Annotated in this window: 12 protein-coding genes; 5 read left to right on the top strand and 7 right to left on the bottom strand. The window is 65.9% G+C overall.

Annotated features, from left to right (window positions below):
- Window positions 1-79 precede the first annotated feature (79 nt).
- Together tsf and rpsB are read right to left on the bottom strand one after the other, a co-directional pair.
- Window positions 80-961: a translation elongation factor Ts gene (gene tsf / locus P2869_RS07520; RefSeq protein ID WP_199541536.1), complete on the bottom strand. Its 882-nt coding sequence runs from the start codon at window positions 959-961 to the stop codon at window positions 80-82.
- Window positions 962-1,191: 230 nt separating this feature from the next.
- Window positions 1,192-1,944 (bottom strand): 30S ribosomal protein S2, encoded by a 753-nt coding sequence (rpsB, locus tag P2869_RS07515; protein ID WP_017778137.1) that lies wholly within the window; start codon window positions 1,942-1,944, stop codon window positions 1,192-1,194.
- Between the two features lie 479 nt (window positions 1,945-2,423).
- Here rpsB and map point away from each other — a divergent pair, with 479 nt between their 5' ends.
- From map to P2869_RS31095, 3 genes are all read left to right on the top strand, one after another.
- Window positions 2,424-3,233, top strand: a complete 810-nt coding sequence (map, locus tag P2869_RS07510; RefSeq protein ID WP_026122116.1) for a type I methionyl aminopeptidase — start codon at window positions 2,424-2,426, stop codon at window positions 3,231-3,233.
- A gap of 70 nt (window positions 3,234-3,303) precedes the next feature.
- Complete coding sequence (locus P2869_RS07505) at window positions 3,304-5,877, top strand: [protein-PII] uridylyltransferase (RefSeq protein ID WP_277597907.1); 2,574 nt, start codon at window positions 3,304-3,306, stop codon at window positions 5,875-5,877.
- Window positions 5,878-6,947: 1,070 nt separating this feature from the next.
- Complete coding sequence (locus P2869_RS31095; protein WP_325101067.1) at window positions 6,948-7,766, top strand: pseudouridine synthase; 819 nt, start codon at window positions 6,948-6,950, stop codon at window positions 7,764-7,766.
- Window positions 7,767-7,826: 60 nt separating this feature from the next.
- On the opposite strand, the gene def is transcribed toward P2869_RS31095, so the two are convergent.
- The 5 genes from def to P2869_RS07475 form a co-directional block, all read right to left on the bottom strand.
- Entirely contained in the window at window positions 7,827-8,360 is a 534-nt protein-coding gene (def, locus tag P2869_RS07495; protein WP_017778133.1) for a peptide deformylase, read from the bottom strand.
- The gene (gene ligA, locus P2869_RS07490; RefSeq protein ID WP_277597905.1) at window positions 8,357-10,408 is read right to left on the bottom strand and encodes an NAD-dependent DNA ligase LigA; all 2,052 of its coding nucleotides are present in this window, start codon (window positions 10,406-10,408) and stop codon (window positions 8,357-8,359) included. The genes def and ligA overlap by 4 nt, the downstream gene beginning before the upstream one ends.
- A 334-nt stretch (window positions 10,409-10,742) precedes the next feature.
- Window positions 10,743-11,972 (bottom strand): cell division protein ZipA C-terminal FtsZ-binding domain-containing protein, encoded by a 1,230-nt coding sequence (locus P2869_RS07485; RefSeq protein WP_277597904.1) that lies wholly within the window; start codon window positions 11,970-11,972, stop codon window positions 10,743-10,745.
- A gap of 130 nt (window positions 11,973-12,102) precedes the next feature.
- Entirely contained in the window at window positions 12,103-15,621 is a 3,519-nt protein-coding gene (gene smc / locus P2869_RS07480) for a chromosome segregation protein SMC (protein ID WP_277597903.1), read from the bottom strand.
- 154 nt (window positions 15,622-15,775) lie between these two features.
- Window positions 15,776-16,762 carry a DMT family transporter gene (locus P2869_RS07475; RefSeq protein ID WP_277598070.1) on the bottom strand — a complete coding sequence of 329 codons (987 nt, stop codon included), beginning with the start codon at window positions 16,760-16,762 and terminating at the stop codon, window positions 15,776-15,778.
- Window positions 16,763-17,172: 410 nt separating this feature from the next.
- Between P2869_RS07475 and dapC the strand changes: the two genes are divergently transcribed.
- Window positions 17,173-18,402: a succinyldiaminopimelate transaminase gene (dapC, locus tag P2869_RS07470; protein ID WP_277597902.1), complete on the top strand. Its 1,230-nt coding sequence runs from the start codon at window positions 17,173-17,175 to the stop codon at window positions 18,400-18,402.
- Between the two features lie 146 nt (window positions 18,403-18,548).
- Complete coding sequence (gene dapD, locus P2869_RS07465; RefSeq protein ID WP_277597901.1) at window positions 18,549-19,376, top strand: 2,3,4,5-tetrahydropyridine-2,6-dicarboxylate N-succinyltransferase; 828 nt, start codon at window positions 18,549-18,551, stop codon at window positions 19,374-19,376.
- Window position 19,377 lies beyond the last annotated feature (1 nt).

Below are 19,377 nucleotides of genomic sequence, written 5' to 3'. Positions count from 1 at the left end.
GCCCGTGGCGCGCCTTGCGGCGCTGCCGGCCGCAGCGAGGTCTTGCCCCGCCGCGGGTTACGACAGACTGCGGGACTACTTATTGTTGCTTTGCAGCAGCGACCTGCGCCGCCACTTCGGCAGCGAAGTCGTCCTGACGCTTCTCGATGCCCTCGCCCACCACGAACAGGGCGAACTGCTGCACGCTCGAGCTGCCGGCCTTGAGCATCTGCTCGATCGTCTGCTTGTCGTTCTTCACGAACGGCTGGTTCAGCAGCGACACTTCCTTCAGGTACTTCTGCACGCTGCCGTCCACCATCTTCGCGACGATCTCGGCGGGCTTGCCCGATTCGGCGGCCTTCTGTTCGGCGATGCTGCGCTCCTTGGCGATCAGGTCCGCCGGCACGTCGTCAGCCGACAGCGAAACCGGCTTCATGGCGGCGATGTGCATGGCGACGTCCTTGCCGACCTGTTCGTCCGCACCCGTGTACTCGACGAGCACGCCGATGCGCGTGCCGTGCAGGTAAGCGGCCAGCTTGTTCGCGGTTTCGAAGCGCACGAAGCGGCGGATCGACAGGTTTTCGCCGATCTTGCCGACCAGTGCGAGACGCACGGCGTCCACGGTCTGACCGTCGAGCGGCAGCGCCGACAGCGCGGCCACGTCCGCCGGATTCTGGGTAGCCGCCAGTTCGGCGACCTTCTTCGCGAACGCGTTGAAGTCGTCGTTCTTGGCGACGAAGTCGGTTTCGCAGTTCAGTTCGACGAGCGCGCCGACGTTGCCGCCGATGTACGACGCCACCACGCCTTCAGCCGTCACGCGCGACGCAGCCTTGCTCGCCTTGTTGCCGAGCTTCACGCGCAGCAGTTCTTCAGCGCGGGCCATGTCGCCGTCGGCTTCGGTCAGCGCCTTCTTGCATTCCATCATGGGCGCGTCGGTCTTCGCGCGCAGTTCTGCCACCATGCTTGCGGTAATTGCCGCCATCATTCGCTCCTTGCAATCTGACTGTTCACGCCGCCCGCACTTCGATACGGGTGGCCGGAATTCGTTTCGCAGCGACACATTTGTTACACGTGCCGCGCGGCTGGGACCGCCCTGGTGGCGGCCATTCTTGCCGTCCGGTCTGTTGTGGCGCGGAGCAATCTCGCGCAGCACCACAGCTTAAAAAAAGGGGGCCTGTAGAAAGCCCCCTTTTTTGCCGGACACGGGGCAGCTTACGCTTCCGCGTTGACCTCGACGAACTCGTCGCCGTCATCGCCGCGCACGGCCTGGACGACTTCGTTCACGGCGTTCGCGCGCCCTTCGAGGATCGCATCGGCCACGCCCTGGGCGTACAGTGCGACAGCCTTGCTGGCGTCGTCGTTACCCGGGATCACGTAGTCGATGCCTTCCGGCGAGTGGTTCGTATCGACCACCGCGATAACCGGAATGCCCAGCTTGTTCGCTTCCGTCACGGCGATCTTGTGATAGCCGACGTCCACCACGAAAATCGCGTCGGGAATGCCGCCCATGTCCTTCACGCCGCCAATCGACTTCTGCAGCTTGGCGATCTCGCGTTCGAACAGCAGCGCTTCCTTCTTGCTCATCTTTTCGAGCTCGCCCGCCTCGACCGACGCTTCCATGTCCTTCAGGCGCTTGATCGAAACCTTCAGCGTCTTGAAGTTGGTCAGCATGCCGCCGAGCCAGCGCGCGTTCACGAACGGCATACCGGCGCGCTGCGCTTCTTCAGCGATAATGTCGCGCGACTGACGCTTCGTGCCGACGAACAGGATGGTGCCGCGATTGGCTGCCAGCTGACGCACGTACTTCAGCGCGTCGTTGTACATCGGCAGCGTCTTTTCGAGGTTGATGATGTGAATCTTGTTGCGATGGCCGAAGATGAACGGGGCCATCTTGGGGTTCCAGAAGCGCGTCTGGTGACCGAAGTGGACACCGGCTTCCAGCATTTGGCGCATGGTGACTGCCATGAAATTCTCCGCGAGGGTTAGGTCTTAAGCCGGCTGCCGTATCGGCGGCAAGCCTGCCCTGCCGGGCGAAGCTTGCACGACGACACCCTGGGTGCGCCGGCTTGCGAATGTGCTGCGGCGTGGGTCAAGCGACGCCGGGATTTCCGGCAGACCACCTTTCACACTTGCAGCGTCAGGTCCAAGCCACCCCACCGTGTTCTCCGGATTCATCGAGCCCGCCTTTCGGCCAGCCCGCAATCCGGGAAAACCGGGAGCGACTTAGCCAATAAGTATAGCACGCGACTGTTTCACGACTCAACCCAAGGCCAGCATGCCGCGGCATGACCTCCCAGCGGACGGATGGCCGATCACCTCCTTTCATCGCCTTAGGTGACGGGGTCCGCCGCCCTTTCCAGGCTTGCCAAACCTCTGCGGCACGGCGCGTTAGGTGCGATAATTGCGTTTTATTGCCGTTTAGCCAGCAAATGCTGAGCTCCGCCATGGCCATTACGATCAAGAACGAACACGACATCGCGCAGATGCGCGTTGCCTGCCGCCTCGCAAGCGAGGTGCTCGACTACATCACGCCGTTTGTCGCAGCCGGTGCCACCACCGGTGAACTGGACCGCCTGTGCCACGAGTACATGCTCAATGTCCAGGGCACCGTACCGGCGCCGCTCAACTATCAGCCTCCGGGCTATCCGCCGTACCCGAAGGCGACTTGCATTTCCGTCAACGACGTGATCTGCCACGGCATCCCCGGCGACAAGACGCTCAAGAACGGCGATGCGCTCAACATCGACATCACCGTGATCAAGAACGGCTATTTCGGCGACACGAGCCGCATGTTCATCGTCGGCGAAGGGTCCATTCTCGCGAAGCGCCTCGTTCAGGTCACCTACGAGTGCATGTGGCTCGGCATCGACCAGGTACGCCCCGGCGGGCATCTGGGCGACATCGGCCACGCGATCCAGCGGCACGCCGAGAACAACGGTTACAGCGTGGTGCGCGAGTACTGCGGCCACGGCATCGGTACCGTGTTCCACGAAGACCCGCAGGTGCTCCACTACGGTCGCCCGGGCACGGGCATCGAACTTCAGCCGGGCATGATCTTCACCGTGGAGCCGATGATCAACGCCGGCCGCCGCGACATTCGCACCATGCCCGACCAGTGGACGGTCAAGACCAAGGACCGCAGCCTCTCGGCGCAATGGGAGCACACGGTGCTCGTCACGGAAACCGGGTACGAGGTGCTGACGGTCTCGGCCGGCACGCCCGCGCGCCCCGACATCGTCGCCGCGGCCGCCTGAGCGGCCTTTCCGCTCAGCGCCTGCTGCCCCCGCTCCCGGTCCTCCGTCCTCTGTCTCGACACGCCCGCCCATGAGTGTTCCCGCTGTCGCCCTTCCCGATACGTCTTCGCTCAGGACGGACTACAAGGCGGCCAAAGCCGCCCTGCTCGAGCGGTTCCGCACCGCCACCAACGTCGATGCCCTGATGCGGGCGCTCGCGCGTCTCACTGACGACACGCTGCGCCGCGCCTGGCAAGCCTGCGAGCTGCCAGACGCGCTGACGCTCGCCGCCGTCGGCGGATTCGGGCGCGGCGAACTCGCACCGCATTCGGACGTCGACATTCTGGTGTTGCTGCCCGACGACCCGCCGCACGTGGAGGCGCGCATCGAGCGCTTCATCGGCCTTGCCTGGGACCTCGGGCTGGAACTGGGCAGCAGCGTGCGCACGGTGTCGCAATGCGTCGAGGAAGCCGCGAACGACGTCACGGTACGCACCTCGCTGCTCGAAGCGCGGTTCATCACAGGCAGCGCCGGTCTCTTCGACGACTTCTCGCACTGCTACCACGCCGGGCTCGATCCGCGCGCGTTCTTCCAGGCGAAGGTGCTGGAAATGCGCCAGCGCCACGCGAAGTTCCAGGACACGCCTTACGCGCTCGAACCGAACGTGAAGGAAAGCCCGGGCGGCCTGCGCGACCTGCAACTGATCCTCTGGATCACCCAGGCCGCGGGCTTCGGCAGCAGCTGGCGCGAACTCGACCAGCGCGGGCTCATCACCGGCCGCGAAGCGCGCGAGCTGCGCCGCAACGAGCGTTTTCTCAAATCGCTGCGCGCCCGGCTGCATGTCGTTTCGGGACGCCGCCAGGACATTCTCGTATTCGACCTGCAAACGCCCGTGGCCGAGAGTTTCGGCTATCGCGCGAGCGGGGCGAGGCGTGCCAGCGAGCAGCTGATGCGCCGCTACTACTGGGCCGCCAAGGCGGTCACGCAGCTCTCGACCATCCTGATCCAGAACATCGAGGCCCAGCTCTTCCCGAAGACGAGCGGCATCACGCGGGTGCTCTCGGACCATTTCGTCGAAAAGCAGGGCATGCTCGAAATTGCCAGCGACGACGTGTTCCAGCGCGAATCGCATGCCATCCTCGAAGCTTTCCTGCTCTACGAGAAGACGCCGGGCGTGAAAGGCCTGTCGGCACGCACGCTGCGCGCGCTCTACAACGCACGCGACGCGATGGACCAGCACTGGCGCCGGGACCCCGAAAACCGGCGCCTCTTCATGGAAATCCTGAAGGCGCCCGAGGGCATTACGCACGCCATGCGTCTCATGAACCAGACGAGCGTGCTGGGCCGCTATCTGCTGAACTTCCGGCGCATCGTCGGCCAGATGCAGCACGACCTGTATCACGTCTACACGGTCGATCAGCACATCCTGATGGTGCTGCGCAACCTGCGCCGCTTCGCCGTGCCGGAACACGCGCACGAATATCCGTTCTGCAGCCAGTTGATCGCCAACTTCGAGCGGCCCTGGGTGCTCTACGTGGCGGCGCTCTTTCACGACATCGCGAAGGGCCGCGGCGGCGATCACTCCATGCTCGGCATGGCCGACGCGCGGCGTTTCTGCAGGGAACACGGCATCGAAGGCGACGACGCAGCGCTCGTGGTCTGGCTCGTACAGCACCACCTCACGATGAGCCATGTCGCGCAGAAGCAGGACACGAGCGACCCGGAGGTGATCCGGCGCTTCGCGGAGCTGGTCGGCACCGAGCGCCGGCTCACGGCGCTTTACCTGCTGACGGTCGCCGATATCCGCGGCACGAGCCCGAAGGTATGGAACAACTGGAAGGGCAAGCTGCTCGAGGACCTGTATCGCGCAACGCTGGCCGTGCTCGGCGGCGCCCGCCCGGACGCGCACTCGGAGCTCAAGTCGCGCCAGGAAGAGGCGCTTGCGCTGCTGCGGCTCGAAACCGTGCCCGAGCACGCGCATCGTGCGCTCTGGGATCAGCTCGACGTGGGCTACTTCCTGCGCCACGACGCAGCCGATATCGCGTGGCAAACGCGTGTTCTGTATCGCCACGTGCAGGCGGAGGCGCCCGTGGTGCGCGCGCGCCCGTCGCCGATCGGCGAGGCGTTGCAGGTGCTCGTCTACCTGAAGGACCGCCCTGACCTCTTCGCCGGCATCTGCGCGTATTTCGACCGCAACGGCCTCTCGGTGCTCGACGCGCGCGTGAGCACCACGAAACACGGCTACGCGCTCGATAACTTTCTCGTCGCATACACCGAAGGCGACGTCCACTATCGCGACATCGCGAACCTCGTGGAGCAGGAGCTGACGGCGCGGCTGGCCGCTCCCGGCACGCTACTGCCCGAGCCGTCGAAGGGGCGCCTGTCGCGCCTGTCGCGCACCTTCCCCATTACGCCGCGCGTCGACCTGCGGGCCGACGAGCGCGGTCAGTACTACATCCTTTCCGTGTCGGCCAACGACCGGCCGGGCCTTCTCTATTCCATCGCGCGCGTGCTGGCCGAGCACCGGGTCGGCGTCCATGCGGCGCGGATCAACACGCTCGGCGAACGCGTCGAAGACGTGTTTCTGCTGGACGGACACGGGCTGTCCGACAACCGGCTCCAGATTCAAGTCGAAACCGAGCTGCTGCGCGCGATCGCAGTCTGAAAAAATCCATGCGAGTCAAACTGACAGCCAAGCATCCGCGGCCGACGGCGCCCGAGCGCGCCCCCGTTCGTTCCGGTAGCGCAACCGCGCGCAAACCCAGCCGCCCGGCCACGACGACTCCGTCTGGGGCTGGCGCAGGCGCACCGAAATTTGCCGGCGCAAAACGCGGCGCGGGCACGGCAACCGGAACGGGACCTCGATCGGGCTCGAAGCCCGGCGCAGCCGATGCGGGCGGGAAACGGCCTCGGCCGGCCGCAAAGGCTTCGGCAGGGACCGGCGCAAAATGGGGCGACCGCGCGGGCGATCGCAGGAATGACCGGGGAACGGTTCGATCGGCCGGCGCAGCCGATGCGGCACGCGAGGGTGGACGCAATCGCACAGCCACAGGGCCGGGCGCGCCACGCGCATCGGGGTTTGGGCGCTCCGACGGGAAATTCAAGACTCGTACAGAAGCAGGCGGAGATCGCCCATCGCGGCCCCGCGCGGGCGCTGCGTCGGATCAGCCGACAGGAGCTGAACGCCGACGCGCCGAAAAGTCAGGGTTTGGACCAGCCGGCGAGCGCAGACCGCGCGGCCCAGCTCGTGAAGCCGAGGGTGCCTACCGTGCCACGAACCGCAGAGCCGAAGATTCGCGCGGGCCAACGCGCGACGCCGAGGGTGCGCGCCGGGCTGTCCGGCGAACGGACGGACCGCGAACCGACGCGGCACGCAGGACGGACGGCGTGCGCGGCTCGGCGGCAACGGACCGCCCTCGCCGCGCGTCCTCTTCAGCGCCTTCATCCTCGCCCCGGCGCGACGAACCGGCGCGAGGCTTCGGCGGGGGCGGCCGAAGGTCGGACACGCCTGCACGAGACGCCGAATCGCGCACTGGTCGATTCGAGCGCTCGCCACGCGCCGGCTCCTCGGGCGCAGATCACGCCGGGCGGCCCTATGCGAAGCCCGTGAAAGGCGCGTATCGGGAGGACCGTCGGGAAGGTGGCAACCGCGGCGGCGACCAACGAAGCAACCGCGACCGCGGCGCGCCCGCGGCAGGCAAGCCTGCCCGCCGACCCTCTACTCGAGCCGAGGCGGTGCCCGCGAAGGCGAAGCCCTCGCCTCGTCCTGAAGCCGTCCGCTTCCATGAAGACGAGCCGGGCACGCTGCGCCTGTCGAAGCGCATGTCGGAACTCGGCCTGTGTTCGCGGCGGGAAGCCGACGAGTGGATCGAGAAAGGCTGGGTGCTCGTGGATGGCGTGCTCGTGGATACGCTCGGGGCCAAGGTGCGCCCCGAGCAGCAGATCGAGATCAACCCGGCGGCGCGCGCAGCCCAGGCGCGCCAGGTAACGATCCTGCTGCACAAACCGGTTGGCTTCGTCTCCGGACAGGCCGAGGACGGCTACCCTCCTGCGGCGACGCTCGTCACGCCCGCCAATCACTGGGACGGCGACCGCTCCGGTATCCGCTTTTCGCCTTTGCATCTGCGCACGCTCGCGCCCGCAGGCCGCCTCGACATCGATTCGACTGGTCTGCTCGTGCTGACCCAGGACGGCCGCGTCGCAAAGCAATTGATCGGCGAACAGTCCGACGTCGACAAGGAGTACCTCGTGCGCGTGACGTACGGCGACTTGAGCACCGACATCGACCAGCACTTCCCGGCGGAAAGTCTCGCGATGCTGCGTCACGGCCTTGCGCTTGACGACGCCCCACTCAAGCCGGCTATGGTCAGCTGGCAGAACGGCGAACAGCTGCGCTTCGTGCTGCGCGAAGGCAAGAAGCGGCAGATTCGCCGCATGTGCGAGCTGGTAGGCCTGAAGGTGGTAGGCCTCAAACGCGTGCGGATGGGCCGGGTGACGCTGGGCGCGCTGCCGCAAGGCCAATGGCGTTACATGACGCCGGACGAATCGTTCTGACCGTTCCCAAGGCGCGCAGCAGGCAACGAGCCCTGCTGCGCGCCGGTCACACCCATCACATCAATCGTCCTGACCCGGATCGAGGTCTGGAAACAGGACATCGGTAAAACCGAACTTCGAGAAGTCCGTGATCCGCATCGGGTACAGCTTGCCGATCAGGTGATCGCATTCGTGCTGCACCACGCGTGCGTGAAAACCCTCTGCGACGCGATCGATCGGCTTGCCGAACTGATCGAAGCCTTCGTAGCGGATCATCGAGAACCGGTTCACCATCCCGCGCAGGCCGGGCACCGAGAGGCAGCCTTCCCAGCCTTCCTCCTGATCCTGCGACACCGGATGGATGATCGGATTGATGAGCACCGTTTCGGGCACAGGCGGCGCGTCGGGATAACGCTCGTTCTGGCCGAAACCGAAAATCACCACCTGCAAATCGACGCCGATCTGTGGTGCGGCAAGCCCGGCACCGTTCGCATCGTGCATGGTGTCGAACATATCGGCGATGAGCTCATGCAGCTCGGGCGTGTCGAAATGATCGACCGGGCGCGCGATGCCGAGCAGGCGCGGATCGCCCATTCTGAGAATTTCGCGAATCATGGCGTGTGACCCTCCAGCAGCTTGCGCATACCTTCTTCGTCGAGTACGGGAACGCCGAGTTCCTCGGCTTTCGCGAGCTTGCTGCCCGCGTCCGCACCTGCGACCACGTAATCCGTTTTTTTCGACACCGATCCGGCCACCTTTGCGCCCGCGGCCTCCAGCATTTCCTTCGCCGCTTCGCGCGTGAGGGTCGGCAACGTGCCCGTCAGCACCACCGTTTTGCCGGCCAGCATGCCTTGCGGCGCTCTGGGCGCAGGCGGCCCTTCTGCCCAGGTCACCCGACCCGGCGCCCGCAGTTGCTCGATCACGGTGCGGTTGTGCTCCTCGGCAAAGAACTGGTGAATCGACTCGGCCACCACAGGACCTACGTCGTTCACCTCCAGGAGTTCTTCCACCGACGCGTTCATGACGGGATCGAGCGAACCGAAGTGCTTCGCGAGGTCTTTCGCCGTGGACTCACCCACATGACGGATACCGAGTGCGTAGAGGAACCGCGCGAGCGTCGTCTTCTTTGCCTTTTCGAGCGAATCCAGCAGATTCTGCGCCGACTTGTCCGCGAAGCGATCGAGCGCTGCGAGCGTGGAAAAGCCGAGGCTGAACAGGTCGGCCGGCGTACGCACGAGGTTCTGTTCGACAAGTTGGTCGATCACCTTCTCGCCCAGACCATCGATGTCCATGGCGCGACGCTGCGCGAAATGCCATAGCGCCTGCTTGCGTTGCGCTGGGCAAAAGAGTCCGCCCGTGCAGCGCGCGATGGCCTCGTCGGGCAGCCGCTCGATGCGCGAGCCGCATACCGGGCAATGCGTGGGCATAACGAATGCACGCGCGTTAGCGGGACGCCGATCCAGCACCACGCTCACCACTTCCGGAATCACGTCGCCAGCGCGCCGCACCACGACCGTATCGCCGATGTGGATGTCCTTGCGGCGCACCTCATCCTCGTTGTGCAGCGTCGCATTCGTGACCGTCACGCCGCCCACGAACACCGGCTCGAGGCGCGCCACCGGCGTAATCGCGCCCGTGCGGCCTACCTGCACGTCGATGGCCAGGAGCTTCGTCAGCGCTTCCTGGGCAGGAAACTTGTGCGCGAGCGCGAAGCGCGGCGCGCGCGAAACGAAACCGAGCGTGTCCTGCTGGTCCCGGCGGTTCACCTTGTAGACGACGCCGTCGATGTCATACGGCAGGTTGTCGCGCTTCTCCCCGATCGCGCGAAAGAAGCCAAGCAGTCCTTCCGCGCCCTGCACCACACGCCGCTCGCTGTTCACGGGCAACCCGAGGTCCACGTACCAGTCGAGCAGTTCGCTGTGGGTCGCGGGCATCTCCATGCCATCGAGCACGCCGATGCCATAAGCAAAAAACGATAGCGGACGGTGCGCCGTGATGCGCGTATCGAGCTGCCTCAAGCTGCCCGCCGCAGCATTGCGCGGGTTTGCGAATTCGCGCTGCCCCGCCTCGCGCTGACGCTCGTTGAGGCGTTCGAAGTCACGGCGGAACATCAGCACTTCGCCCCGCACGTCGAGCACCCTGGGAACGCGCTTGCCCTTGAGCTTGAGCGGAATGGAGCGAATCGTGCGGACGTTCTCGGTGACGTTCTCGCCCGTCGTGCCGTCGCCTCGCGTAGCGGCCTGCACGAATTGCCCATCGACATAGCGCAGCGAGATGGCGAGCCCGTCGAATTTCAGCTCACACGCGTAATCGGCGTGAGCTACATCGAGTGTCTCGCACACGCGCCGGTCGAACGCGACGATGTCCTCGTCCTCGAAACCGTTGTTCAGCGACAGCATGGGTGCGTCGTGCACGACGGGCTCGAAACCGCTCGCCACCTCGCCGCCCACACGCTGGGTAGGCGATTCCGGCGTGATCAGATCCGGATGCTCGGCCTCGATCTGCTGCAGCTCGACGAACATCCTGTCGTACTCGGCGTCCGGCAGTTCCGGCTGATCGAGCACGTAGTACGCGTAATTCGCGCGTTCGAGCTCGTTGCGCAGCCATGCGGCGCGCTCGGCAGCGGATGCGTGGACGGGTTCGCGGGCAGTCGTTCGGGCCATGCTGTGGGCAGGTTCGCAAGGAAATTGAGTCGTCAGATTATCGCAGGAAGCCGCCGCCGTGGCATCGGCCAAAAGGACAGCTTCACGCTCTGGGTGCGGGCCGCTATTGTCTCTTCGTACGTGCGGCGGCGAGCACTACCAGCGATCGACAGCGCTTCGCGAACACGCCGGATGAAAGCGTGTCACGGGCCGGCTTAACGGGAAAGCGCCCAGCCTGTCAGGCTCGCAACGACCTGTGCAGCAACCGAGCGCCGGAGCCTGCCGCCGCCCACCGTTTGCGGTGAGCGGGCCATGAAGATGCAAAGGAGGGAATAGAGTGAACCGACTGCTGGCGTTACTGACTGAAAAGCCGTCGCGTGGCCGCGGAGCCAGCGGGAATGCCGGCCTGCTCCAGCTTCGCGTAGAGCGTCATCAGCTGCTTTTCAATGGCAAGGAACGCGGCCTCGGGCAGCGGACGGCGCTGGTCGTCCACCACGCGCCCGCCAATGCGCTCTGCGAGCGACTTCGCGTAGTCGCACATCAGGCGGAACGGCAGGATGTCCTCGTCGGCCACCGGTACGTCGAGCACCAGCGTGATCATCTGGCCACCCTTGTAGGTGAGGTCGTCGCGCAGGAAGTTGGTGTCGCCGAACTGCAGCATGAACACGGGGCTTTGCTTCGCGTCGAGCTTCACAAAACGTGTGCCATCGCGCGAAAGCAGCAGGCCGTCTTGGGAAGCGACCGCCTGCACGTAGTTGGCCGACCACGGCGCGCCGTCCGACATCACGTTGATCGAGAGTTGCGCGTCGCACTGTGCAGCGAAGCCATCCAGTTCGCGTGCCATCGATACGGTCTCCATCATGTCGGGAAACTCGGGTGCCGCGTCGAGCGCATCGGCGAATTGCTGCACGCCCGAAACGAACTCGGAGAACTCCAGTTCGTTGAGCGGCCCGTTGCGGTTGGCAAGCTGCGCTGCTGCGCGCAGTTCTTCATAGCGCACGCCGTTCTGCAGCAGTTCCCAGGCGCCGTCGCCCTCCGGCTTGCCCTCGATATGCACGGGCTTGCTGCCGGCCCGGCGAAGCCGCTGCGCAAGCGGAATGATGCGCTCGCCCGGTACGGAGCCCGCAAGCCGGATCGGCACGATGCAGTCGATGCGGCGATCCACCACAGCCGGCGGCGCAGCAGAAATAGTCGTGGCGGCGGGCAGCACCGGTTCGGTGCGTTCGTCATCGCTTTCGGCAGACTGCGGTTCGACAAAGCCGCCATTGGGCGACGTGGTCTCCGCCTGAATATCGGCGGGCGTATCGAGCGGCGCCGCCGCTCCGAAGCCCGGCTCGATGCGCTCTTCCGCTTCGTCGCCCTGGCCGCCCGCCAGCGTGGGCTCGCGGCGCGTCACCGGCTGCGCGGGCTCGATGAACGGGCTCTGGTTCTCGTGATCTTCGCGGGCCAGCGTTTCCGCCGTCTCGGCCGGCATCGGCCTCGGCATTCTGCGGCGCACCTTCGCTGCCTGCCAGGCGTTGTACGCCACCACGCCCGCCACCACCACGGCACCCGCGCCGGTCAAACCGAGGGTCAACTCGTCCATGCATGCTCCATCAGCAATTCTTCTTCGAGCGATGCGCCGCACAAGGCATCGTCTGCGATGCGGCGCGGCGACCGTCCGGCACAGCGCTGCGCCGCCCGTCCGCCATGCGCGCCCGCGCGGCGCTCGCCAATCAAACGTTATTCTGGGCGAAACCAGCAGCCGTTTCCATGTCGACCGCGACGATACGCGACACGCCCTGCTCCTGCATCGTCACGCCGATCAACTGCTGCGCCATTTCCATCGCAATCTTGTTGTGCGAGATGAACAGAAACTGCGTCTTGTCCGACATCGCGCGCACCAGGTTGGCAAAACGTTCGGTATTCGCGTCGTCGAGCGGCGCGTCCACTTCGTCGAGCAGACAGAACGGCGCCGGATTCAGCTGGAACATCGCGAACACGAGCGCCGTGGCCGTGAGCGCTTTCTCGCCGCCCGAGAGCAGATGAATGGTCGAGTTCTTTTTGCCCGGCGGCTGCGCCATCACCTGCACGCCGGCGTCGAGAATCTCGTCCCCCGTCATCATCAGCCGCGCCTGGCCACCGCCGAAGAGTCGCGGGAAAAGCTCGCCGAAGTGGCGATTCACCTCGTCGAACGTGCCTTGCAGCAGCGTGCGCGTTTCCTGATCGATCTTGCGGATCGCGTCTTCGAGCGTTTCGATCGCGCTCGTCAAGTCAGCGGACTGCGCATCGAGGAAGGTCTTGCGCTCCTTCGCCGCAGCCAGTTCGTCGAGCGCGGCCATGTTGACCGGCCCGAGTGCCGCAATCGCGTTGTTGATGCGCGTCACTTCGCCCTGCAGATACGACGGCTTGAGATCCGGCGTGAGCTTGGCCTGCAGCGCGGCTTCGTCCACGCCGGCGGCCTGCAGCTGCTCGACGTACTGCTCGCCGTTCAAACGCGCGGCCTGCTCTTTCAGCTGCAATTCGGTGATGCGGTCGCGCAGCGGCTGCAGTGCGCGCTCGGCGGTGAGGCGCGTTTCGTCGGCCTGACGCAGCTTGGCCGTCAGATCGTCGAGCTCCATGCGCGCCAGGCGCAATGCCTCTTCCTTCTGCGAACGAATATCGAGCGCGTCCTGCAGACCGGTGTGTGCGGTCTGCTCATTGATCGTTTCGAGTTCCGCACGGGCGTCCTCGAGCGAAGCTGCCACCCGCTCGCTCTGCTCGTGCGCCACCTGGATGCTGCGCCGAAGCTCGTCGATACGGTTGGCCATGTTGCGCGCGGCAAAGCGCGCGTCGTTCGCGGCGCGCTCCAGGTCGCGCGCCGCACCACGCGCAGCGGTCAACTCTTCGTCGAGCGCTTCGAATGCGAGCTGGTTGTCTTCGTAGCGGGCCTGCAACTCGGCGAGCTCTGCGTCGTGACGCTCGAAATTCGCTTCCGACTCGGCCCGCAGCCCACGCTGCTCTTCAATCTGTGCAGCGATTTCTTCGCGTTCCTCGCGAATCTGCGTGCTGCGCGCCGTGTAGCGCTCGTGCGCCTGGGTGAGCTTCAGTACATCCAGCTGCAGCGCGTGCACGCGCTGCGTGGCGCGTTCGGCCTGCGCGCGCACGTCGGCGAGCGCCTGGGCCGCTTGCGTATGCGCTGCTTCGGCGCGGATCGCTGCGGCCTTCGCCTCGTCGGCAAGCAGCGCCTGGGCGCGCACCTGGCGCGTGAGGTTCTCGATTTCCTGCTGCCGCGCGAGCATACCGGCCTGCTCGGAATCGGCCGCATAGAGCTGCACGCCCACGCGCGTCACCACGTGACCGGCCTTCACGACGAAGGCGCCGCCCTCGGGCAACTGCGAACGCTGGGCGAGCGCTTGCGCAAGGTCGTCGGCAACGAACACCTGGCCCAACCAGTCGTTGAGCACCGCACGCAGCCCCGCGTCGTCGATACGCACGAGCGACAGCAGCGGATTCAGCGCCGCCGTTGCCGCCACCGGCTGACCGGCCACAGGCGGGGAATAGAACGCGAGCTTGGCGGGTGGCGCGTCGGTAGCGAACGCCTTCACCCAGTCGAGATTCGAGACTTCGAGCGCCGCCAGCCGCTCGCGCAGCACCGCTTCGAGCGCCGTTTCCCAGCCAGCCTCGACGTGCAGCTTCTTCCACAGGCGCGGCAGGGTGGCGAGTTCGTGCTTCTCGAGCCACGGCTGGATCTTGCCCTCGGTCTGGACGTTTTCCTGGAGCTGCTTCAACGCCGCAAGACGGGCTTCAAGCTGGTGGATCTGTGCGCTTTCGGCCTGCACGCGCTCATGGGCGGCGCGGCGCTCGGCGTCGAGACGCGGCACCGTTTCCTGCGCTTCTGCGAGCTGGTCCTGGGCGTCACGCAGAATTTCCTCGTGCTCGGCGAGTTGCATGCGCAGTTCTTCGAGCTGCGCCTCGTCCGGGGCGTCGAGACCACTTGCCTCGGCCTTCAACCGCTCCTCGCGCTGCTGAAGCTGTTGCAGCATCTGATCCGCGTTGCGCTGGTGGGCAGCTTCCAGCTTGATAGCCTGCTCGGTTTGCGCGATGCCCGCGCGCTCGTCGTTGAGCTGCCCCTGGGCGTCACGCCAGCGCGCTTCGAGCGCGGGCAGCGCGTCGTGCTTCGCGGCGGCGTCATCCTCGGCGAGCGTCGCTTTTTCCTCGGCGATCGCGAGCTGTTCTTCGGCGTCTTCCAGGTCGCCCTGGGCCTTCTGGGCCTGCGCGAGCCATTGCTCGCGCTGCGCCGTGAGCGCTGCGATCTGCGCCTGTGCCCGGTTACGCGACTCGACAATGAACTTGATCTCGGCTTCGAGCCGACTCACCTCGGCGTTGGCTTCGTAGAGCGCGCCCTGTGCGCCCTGCATCGCGTCGGTCGCGGAGTAATGGGCGACGCGCAGCGTTTCGAGTTGCGCCTCCACTTCGCGCAGCTGCGCGGTGTGCGCTTCGAGGTCGATCTGCGCTTGCTCGATGGCGCGCTGCTGGCGCTGCTGCTCGCTCGCCGCCTCGTTCTTGCGCAACAGCCACAAGAGGCGCTGTTTCTCTTCGCCATCGGACTGCAGTTCGCGAAACTTCGTGGCCACCACGGCCTGGCCCTCGAGCTTGTCGAGGTTCGTGGTCAGTTCGCGGATGATGTCTTCGACGCGCGTGAGGTTCTCGCGCGTGTCGTGCAGCCGGTTTTCCGTCTCCCGGCGGCGCTCCTTGTACTTCGACACGCCCGCGGCCTCTTCGAGGAACACGCGCAGCTCTTCGGGCTTCGCCTCGATGATGCGCGCGATCATGCCCTGGCCGATGATCGCGTACGCACGCGGCCCGAGACCGGTGCCGAGGAAGATGTCCTGGATGTCGCGGCGGCGCGCCGGCAGGTTGTTGATGTAGTAGCTCGACGTGCCGTCGCGCGTCAGCACGCGCTTGACGGCGATCTCGGCATACTGGCCCCACTGGCCCGCGGCGCGGCCGTCCGCATTGTCGAACACGAGTTCGACGCTTGCGCGGCTGCCCGGCTTGCGCGCAGTCGAGCCGTTGAAGATCACGTCCTGCATCGACTCGCCGCGCAGTTCCGAGGCGCGCGACTCGCCGAGCACCCAGCGCACGGCGTCGATGATGTTGGACTTGCCGCACCCATTAGGACCGACCACGCCGACGAGCTGGCCCGGAACCTGAAAATGCGTGGGATCGACGAATGACTTGAAGCCAGCGAGTTTTATCGAGGTCAGACGCACGGCGATATCGCTGATTTATAAGGGATTGAAAACTGGATCGCGCCCCGTGCCGGAACGCGGCGCCGCCGGTGCGGCGCGCGTTTTCCGTTGACGGAGCGCCATACGGATACGCCGCAGGCACGCGAGACAGCGCACCTGCGGCGGGTAGCGGCAATCATACCATCGCGCGTGATCGATTCCGACGCGGCGTGCGCCCGTCCGGACCGCTTTCCGGCTCGTGCCGGTCTTCGGTGTCCTGTTCGCCGCCCGGCCCGTCGCCCTTCTGGTCGCCCTTCTGCTGGCCCTGCTGCTGACCCGTATCGCGATGTATCCAGCTCGAAAGCAGCGAGGCGAGCACGATGCACGCACCGCCCGCCCATTCGCGCGGGCCCGGCACTTCGCCGGCGAAGAGCCACGCAGTGAGCGCGGTCACGACGAGTTCGAACAGCATGATGATGGATGCGCGATTAGCCGGCACGCGAGCGAGCCCGTACTGGACGAGCATGTTGTTCGACGCCAGCACGAACCCGAGCGCCAGCACGAGCAGTGCCGCGATAGCCAGATGGCCACCCGCGGGCGGCGCAGGCATCGGCTCGAACAACGACGCACAGGCGCTGAAGAGCGCGGCGCCGCCGAAGATCGTCGCCGTGCGCATCTCGGGTTTCATCTGCGGCAGCACCCGGCTCGCCTTGAGGATCAACACGTTGCTCATGGCAAAGCCCATGCCGCCGGCGAGGCCGCCCCATTCCGCCGCGTTGGCGGGCACCGGCAGGCCGGCCTGCGGCGACCACAGCATCAGCATCGCGCCGCCCAGCGACAGCGCCGCGAGACCGGCGCCGCCCCACGTCAGCCGCTCGTGCAGGATGAAATGCGCAAAGAGCGCGGTCCATGCCGGCGTCAGATAGAAGAGCAACAGCACCCGCATTACTTCGCCGTGAATCGAGCCCCAGACGAAGCCGAGGTTGGTCACGCCGGCCGCGAGCCCGAGCGCCGGCAAGATCCAGTGCCACCGCACGCTCGCAATCGCGCGACGGCGCAGCGCGAGCACGAAGAGGCAGCCGGCGGCGCTCGTCGCCGCGCTCGCGGCGGTGCCTGTCACGCCGAGGGACGCCAGCATGCGCAGCGGGTACCAGACCATGCCCCACACCGAAGCGCCCAGCATGATCGCGAGCGTGGGCCAACTGGTGGACCAGCTCGCGGCACCGTTCGTCGGCGTGTTCGGGCGCGCGTTTGTGCGCGTGTCTGAACGAATCCGGTCATTCATTGCGGCCAACCTTCGCGGCCTTCCGCTACCTGACCGTGGTCCACACTCTCATTGCTCGGTAACGTCAATCTGCATCCTTTCGTGTCTTCGTGTTTTCGCGGAGCATTCCGGGCGGCGTACCGCCTTGACTGGCTGGCCCAACCTCTCGCGTGCCCGGCACTCCACGCTATAATCGCCTGCTTGAAGTTCGCCGCAGCAACCGCACGCCTCGCGGCTCGCTGCATCTGCGTCGGGCCGGCTTCCATGGTGGCCGGCGCGTACCTCGCTCACCTGTCGCTGTACGTCTTCGATCAGCCCTGATCCGCCAAGTGAACCCGCTCCTCGACACCCTTCAGTCCTATCCCTTCGAAAAGCTGCGCGCGCTCTTTGCCGACGTCACGCCGCCGCACGACCTGCGCCACATCAGCTTCGGCATCGGGGAGCCCAAACATCCTACGCCCGCGCTTGTGCGCGAGGCAGTGATCGCTTCGCTCGACGGCCTGTCGGCCTATCCCGCTACGGCAGGATCGGACGCGCTGCGCGAGACCATCGCGCGCTGGGTCACGCAACGCTACGGCCTGCCGGCTGTCGATGCGAAGACGCAGGTGCTGCCGGTTTCCGGCTCGCGCGAAGCGCTCTTCGCGCTCGCGCAGGCGGTGGTCGATCCGACCGCTGGTGTCAAGGATCCCGCGAAACGGCCGATCGTACTCTGTCCGAACCCGTTCTACCAAATCTACGAGGGTGCGGCGCTGCTCGCGGGTGCCGAGCCGTATTTCGCCAACAGCGATCCGGCGCGCAATTTCGCCTGCGACTACTCGGCCGTGCCCGACGACATCTGGGCGCGCACCCAGCTGCTTTACGTCTGCTCGCCGGGCAACCCGACGGGCGCGGTGCTCACGCTCGACGACTGGCGCGAACTCTTCGCGCTGTCGGACCGGTACGGCTTTGTGATCGCTTCCGACGAGTGCTATTCGGAAATCTACTTCGACGAGAACGCCCCGCCGCTCGGCGGACTCGAGGCGGCACACCGGCTCGGGCGCGGATTCGATCGTCTCATGATGCTGTCGAGCCTCTCTAAGCGCTCGAACGTGCCCGGCATGCGCTCGGGCTTCGTCGCGGGCGATGCCGCCATTCTCAAGCCGTTCCTGCTCTACCGCACCTACCACGGTGCGGCGCTCTCGACGGTCTGGCAAAGCGCCAGCATCGCCGCATGGAACGACGAGGCGCACGTGCGCGAGAACCGCGCGAAGTATGTGCAGAAGTTTTCCACGGTCACGCCGATGATCGCGGATGTCCTCGACGTGCGCATGCCCGACGCCGCGTTCTACCTCTGGGCGAACGTGGCGCGCACTGGCCTTTCGGATACCGCCTTCGCCCGGCAACTGTACGCCGACTATAATGTGACGGTTCTGCCGGGCTCGTATCTCGCACGCACCGCACATGGCGTCAATCCAGGGCGCGATTTCGTCCGTCTGGCGCTCGTCGCCGGCGTCGACGAATGCGTCGAGGGCGCGAGGCGGATCGTTTCGTTCTGCCGCGCGCTTTGCGCGGCGAGCTAAGCCGATCCGAGACGCACCGGGTACGGTCGAGGCGCCGGACACCGGCCGCGCGCGGCGCTACGGCACCGCACAAGCGGCGCCCCTGCAGCCAACGGCGAGGCGCCACGCTTCTCTTCCACTGTCTTTCACTTCCAGCAACCACGAACATGTCGCAACAACTTCAGCAGATCATCGACACCGCCTGGGACAACCGCGCCGAGCTGTCGCCGAAATCGGCCTCTCCGGAAGTGCGTGACGCCGTCGCGCACGCCATCGAACAGCTCGACCGCGGCACACTGCGCGTCGCCGAAAAGAAAGAGGGCCAGTGGATCGTCAACCAGTGGCTGAAGAAGGCGGTGCTGCTGTCGTTTCGCCTGGAAGACAACGTGCCGATGCCGGCGGGCGGCTACTCCCAGTTCTACGACAAGGTGCCCTCGAAGTTCGCCAACTACACGGCCGAAGACTTCGCTGCGGGCGGGTTTCGCGTCGTGCCGCCCGCCATTGCGCGGCGCGGCTCGTTTATCGCGAAGAACGTCGTGCTGATGCCGTCGTACACGAACATCGGCGCTTACGTGGACGAAGGCACGATGGTCGACACGTGGGCCACCGTCGGTTCGTGTGCGCAGATCGGCAAGAACGTGCACCTGTCGGGCGGCGTGGGCATCGGCGGCGTGCTGGAGCCGCTGCAGGCCAACCCCGTCATCATCGAGGACAACTGCTTCATCGGCGCGCGCTCGGAAGTGGTGGAAGGCGTGATCGTCGAAGAGAACTCGGTGATCTCGATGGGCGTCTACCTCGGCCAGAGCACCAAGATCTACGACCGCGAAACCGGCGAAGTGACCTATGGCCGCATTCCGGCGGGCTCCGTCGTGGTGGCGGGCAACCTGCCGTCGAAGGACGGTTCGCACAGCCTCTACTGCGCCGTGATCGTGAAGAAGGTGGACGCGAAGACGCGCGCGAAGGTCGGTTTGAACGAACTGCTGCGGGGCGACTGAG

Source organism: Paraburkholderia sp. SUR17, from assembly GCF_029536165.1.
GTDB classification, from domain to species: Bacteria; Pseudomonadota; Gammaproteobacteria; order Burkholderiales; family Burkholderiaceae; genus Paraburkholderia; species Paraburkholderia kururiensis.
The sequence above is the reverse complement of the archived record's forward strand: the minus strand, read 5'-3'. Positions and strand labels throughout refer to the sequence as shown.

What these genes read in the sequence shown, in the direction of transcription:
- map (WP_026122116.1), top strand. Translation starts at nt 2,424, where the DNA reads ATGGCCATTACGATCAAGAACGAACACGACATCGCGCAGATGCGCGTT.
- P2869_RS07485 (WP_277597904.1), bottom strand. Translation starts at nt 11,972, where the DNA reads ATGGACGAGTTGACCCTCGGTTTGACCGGCGCGGGTGCCGTGGTGGTG.
- def (WP_017778133.1), bottom strand. Translation starts at nt 8,360, where the DNA reads ATGATTCGCGAAATTCTCAGAATGGGCGATCCGCGCCTGCTCGGCATC.
- P2869_RS07475 (WP_277598070.1), bottom strand. Translation starts at nt 16,762, where the DNA reads ATGCTGGGCGCTTCGGTGTGGGGCATGGTCTGGTACCCGCTGCGCATG.
- tsf (WP_199541536.1), bottom strand. Translation starts at nt 961, where the DNA reads ATGGCGGCAATTACCGCAAGCATGGTGGCAGAACTGCGCGCGAAGACC.
- P2869_RS07505 (WP_277597907.1), top strand. Translation starts at nt 3,304, where the DNA reads ATGAGTGTTCCCGCTGTCGCCCTTCCCGATACGTCTTCGCTCAGGACG.
- rpsB (WP_017778137.1), bottom strand. Translation starts at nt 1,944, where the DNA reads ATGGCAGTCACCATGCGCCAAATGCTGGAAGCCGGTGTCCACTTCGGT.
- ligA (WP_277597905.1), bottom strand. Translation starts at nt 10,408, where the DNA reads ATGGCCCGAACGACTGCCCGCGAACCCGTCCACGCATCCGCTGCCGAG.
- dapD (WP_277597901.1), top strand. Translation starts at nt 18,549, where the DNA reads ATGTCGCAACAACTTCAGCAGATCATCGACACCGCCTGGGACAACCGC.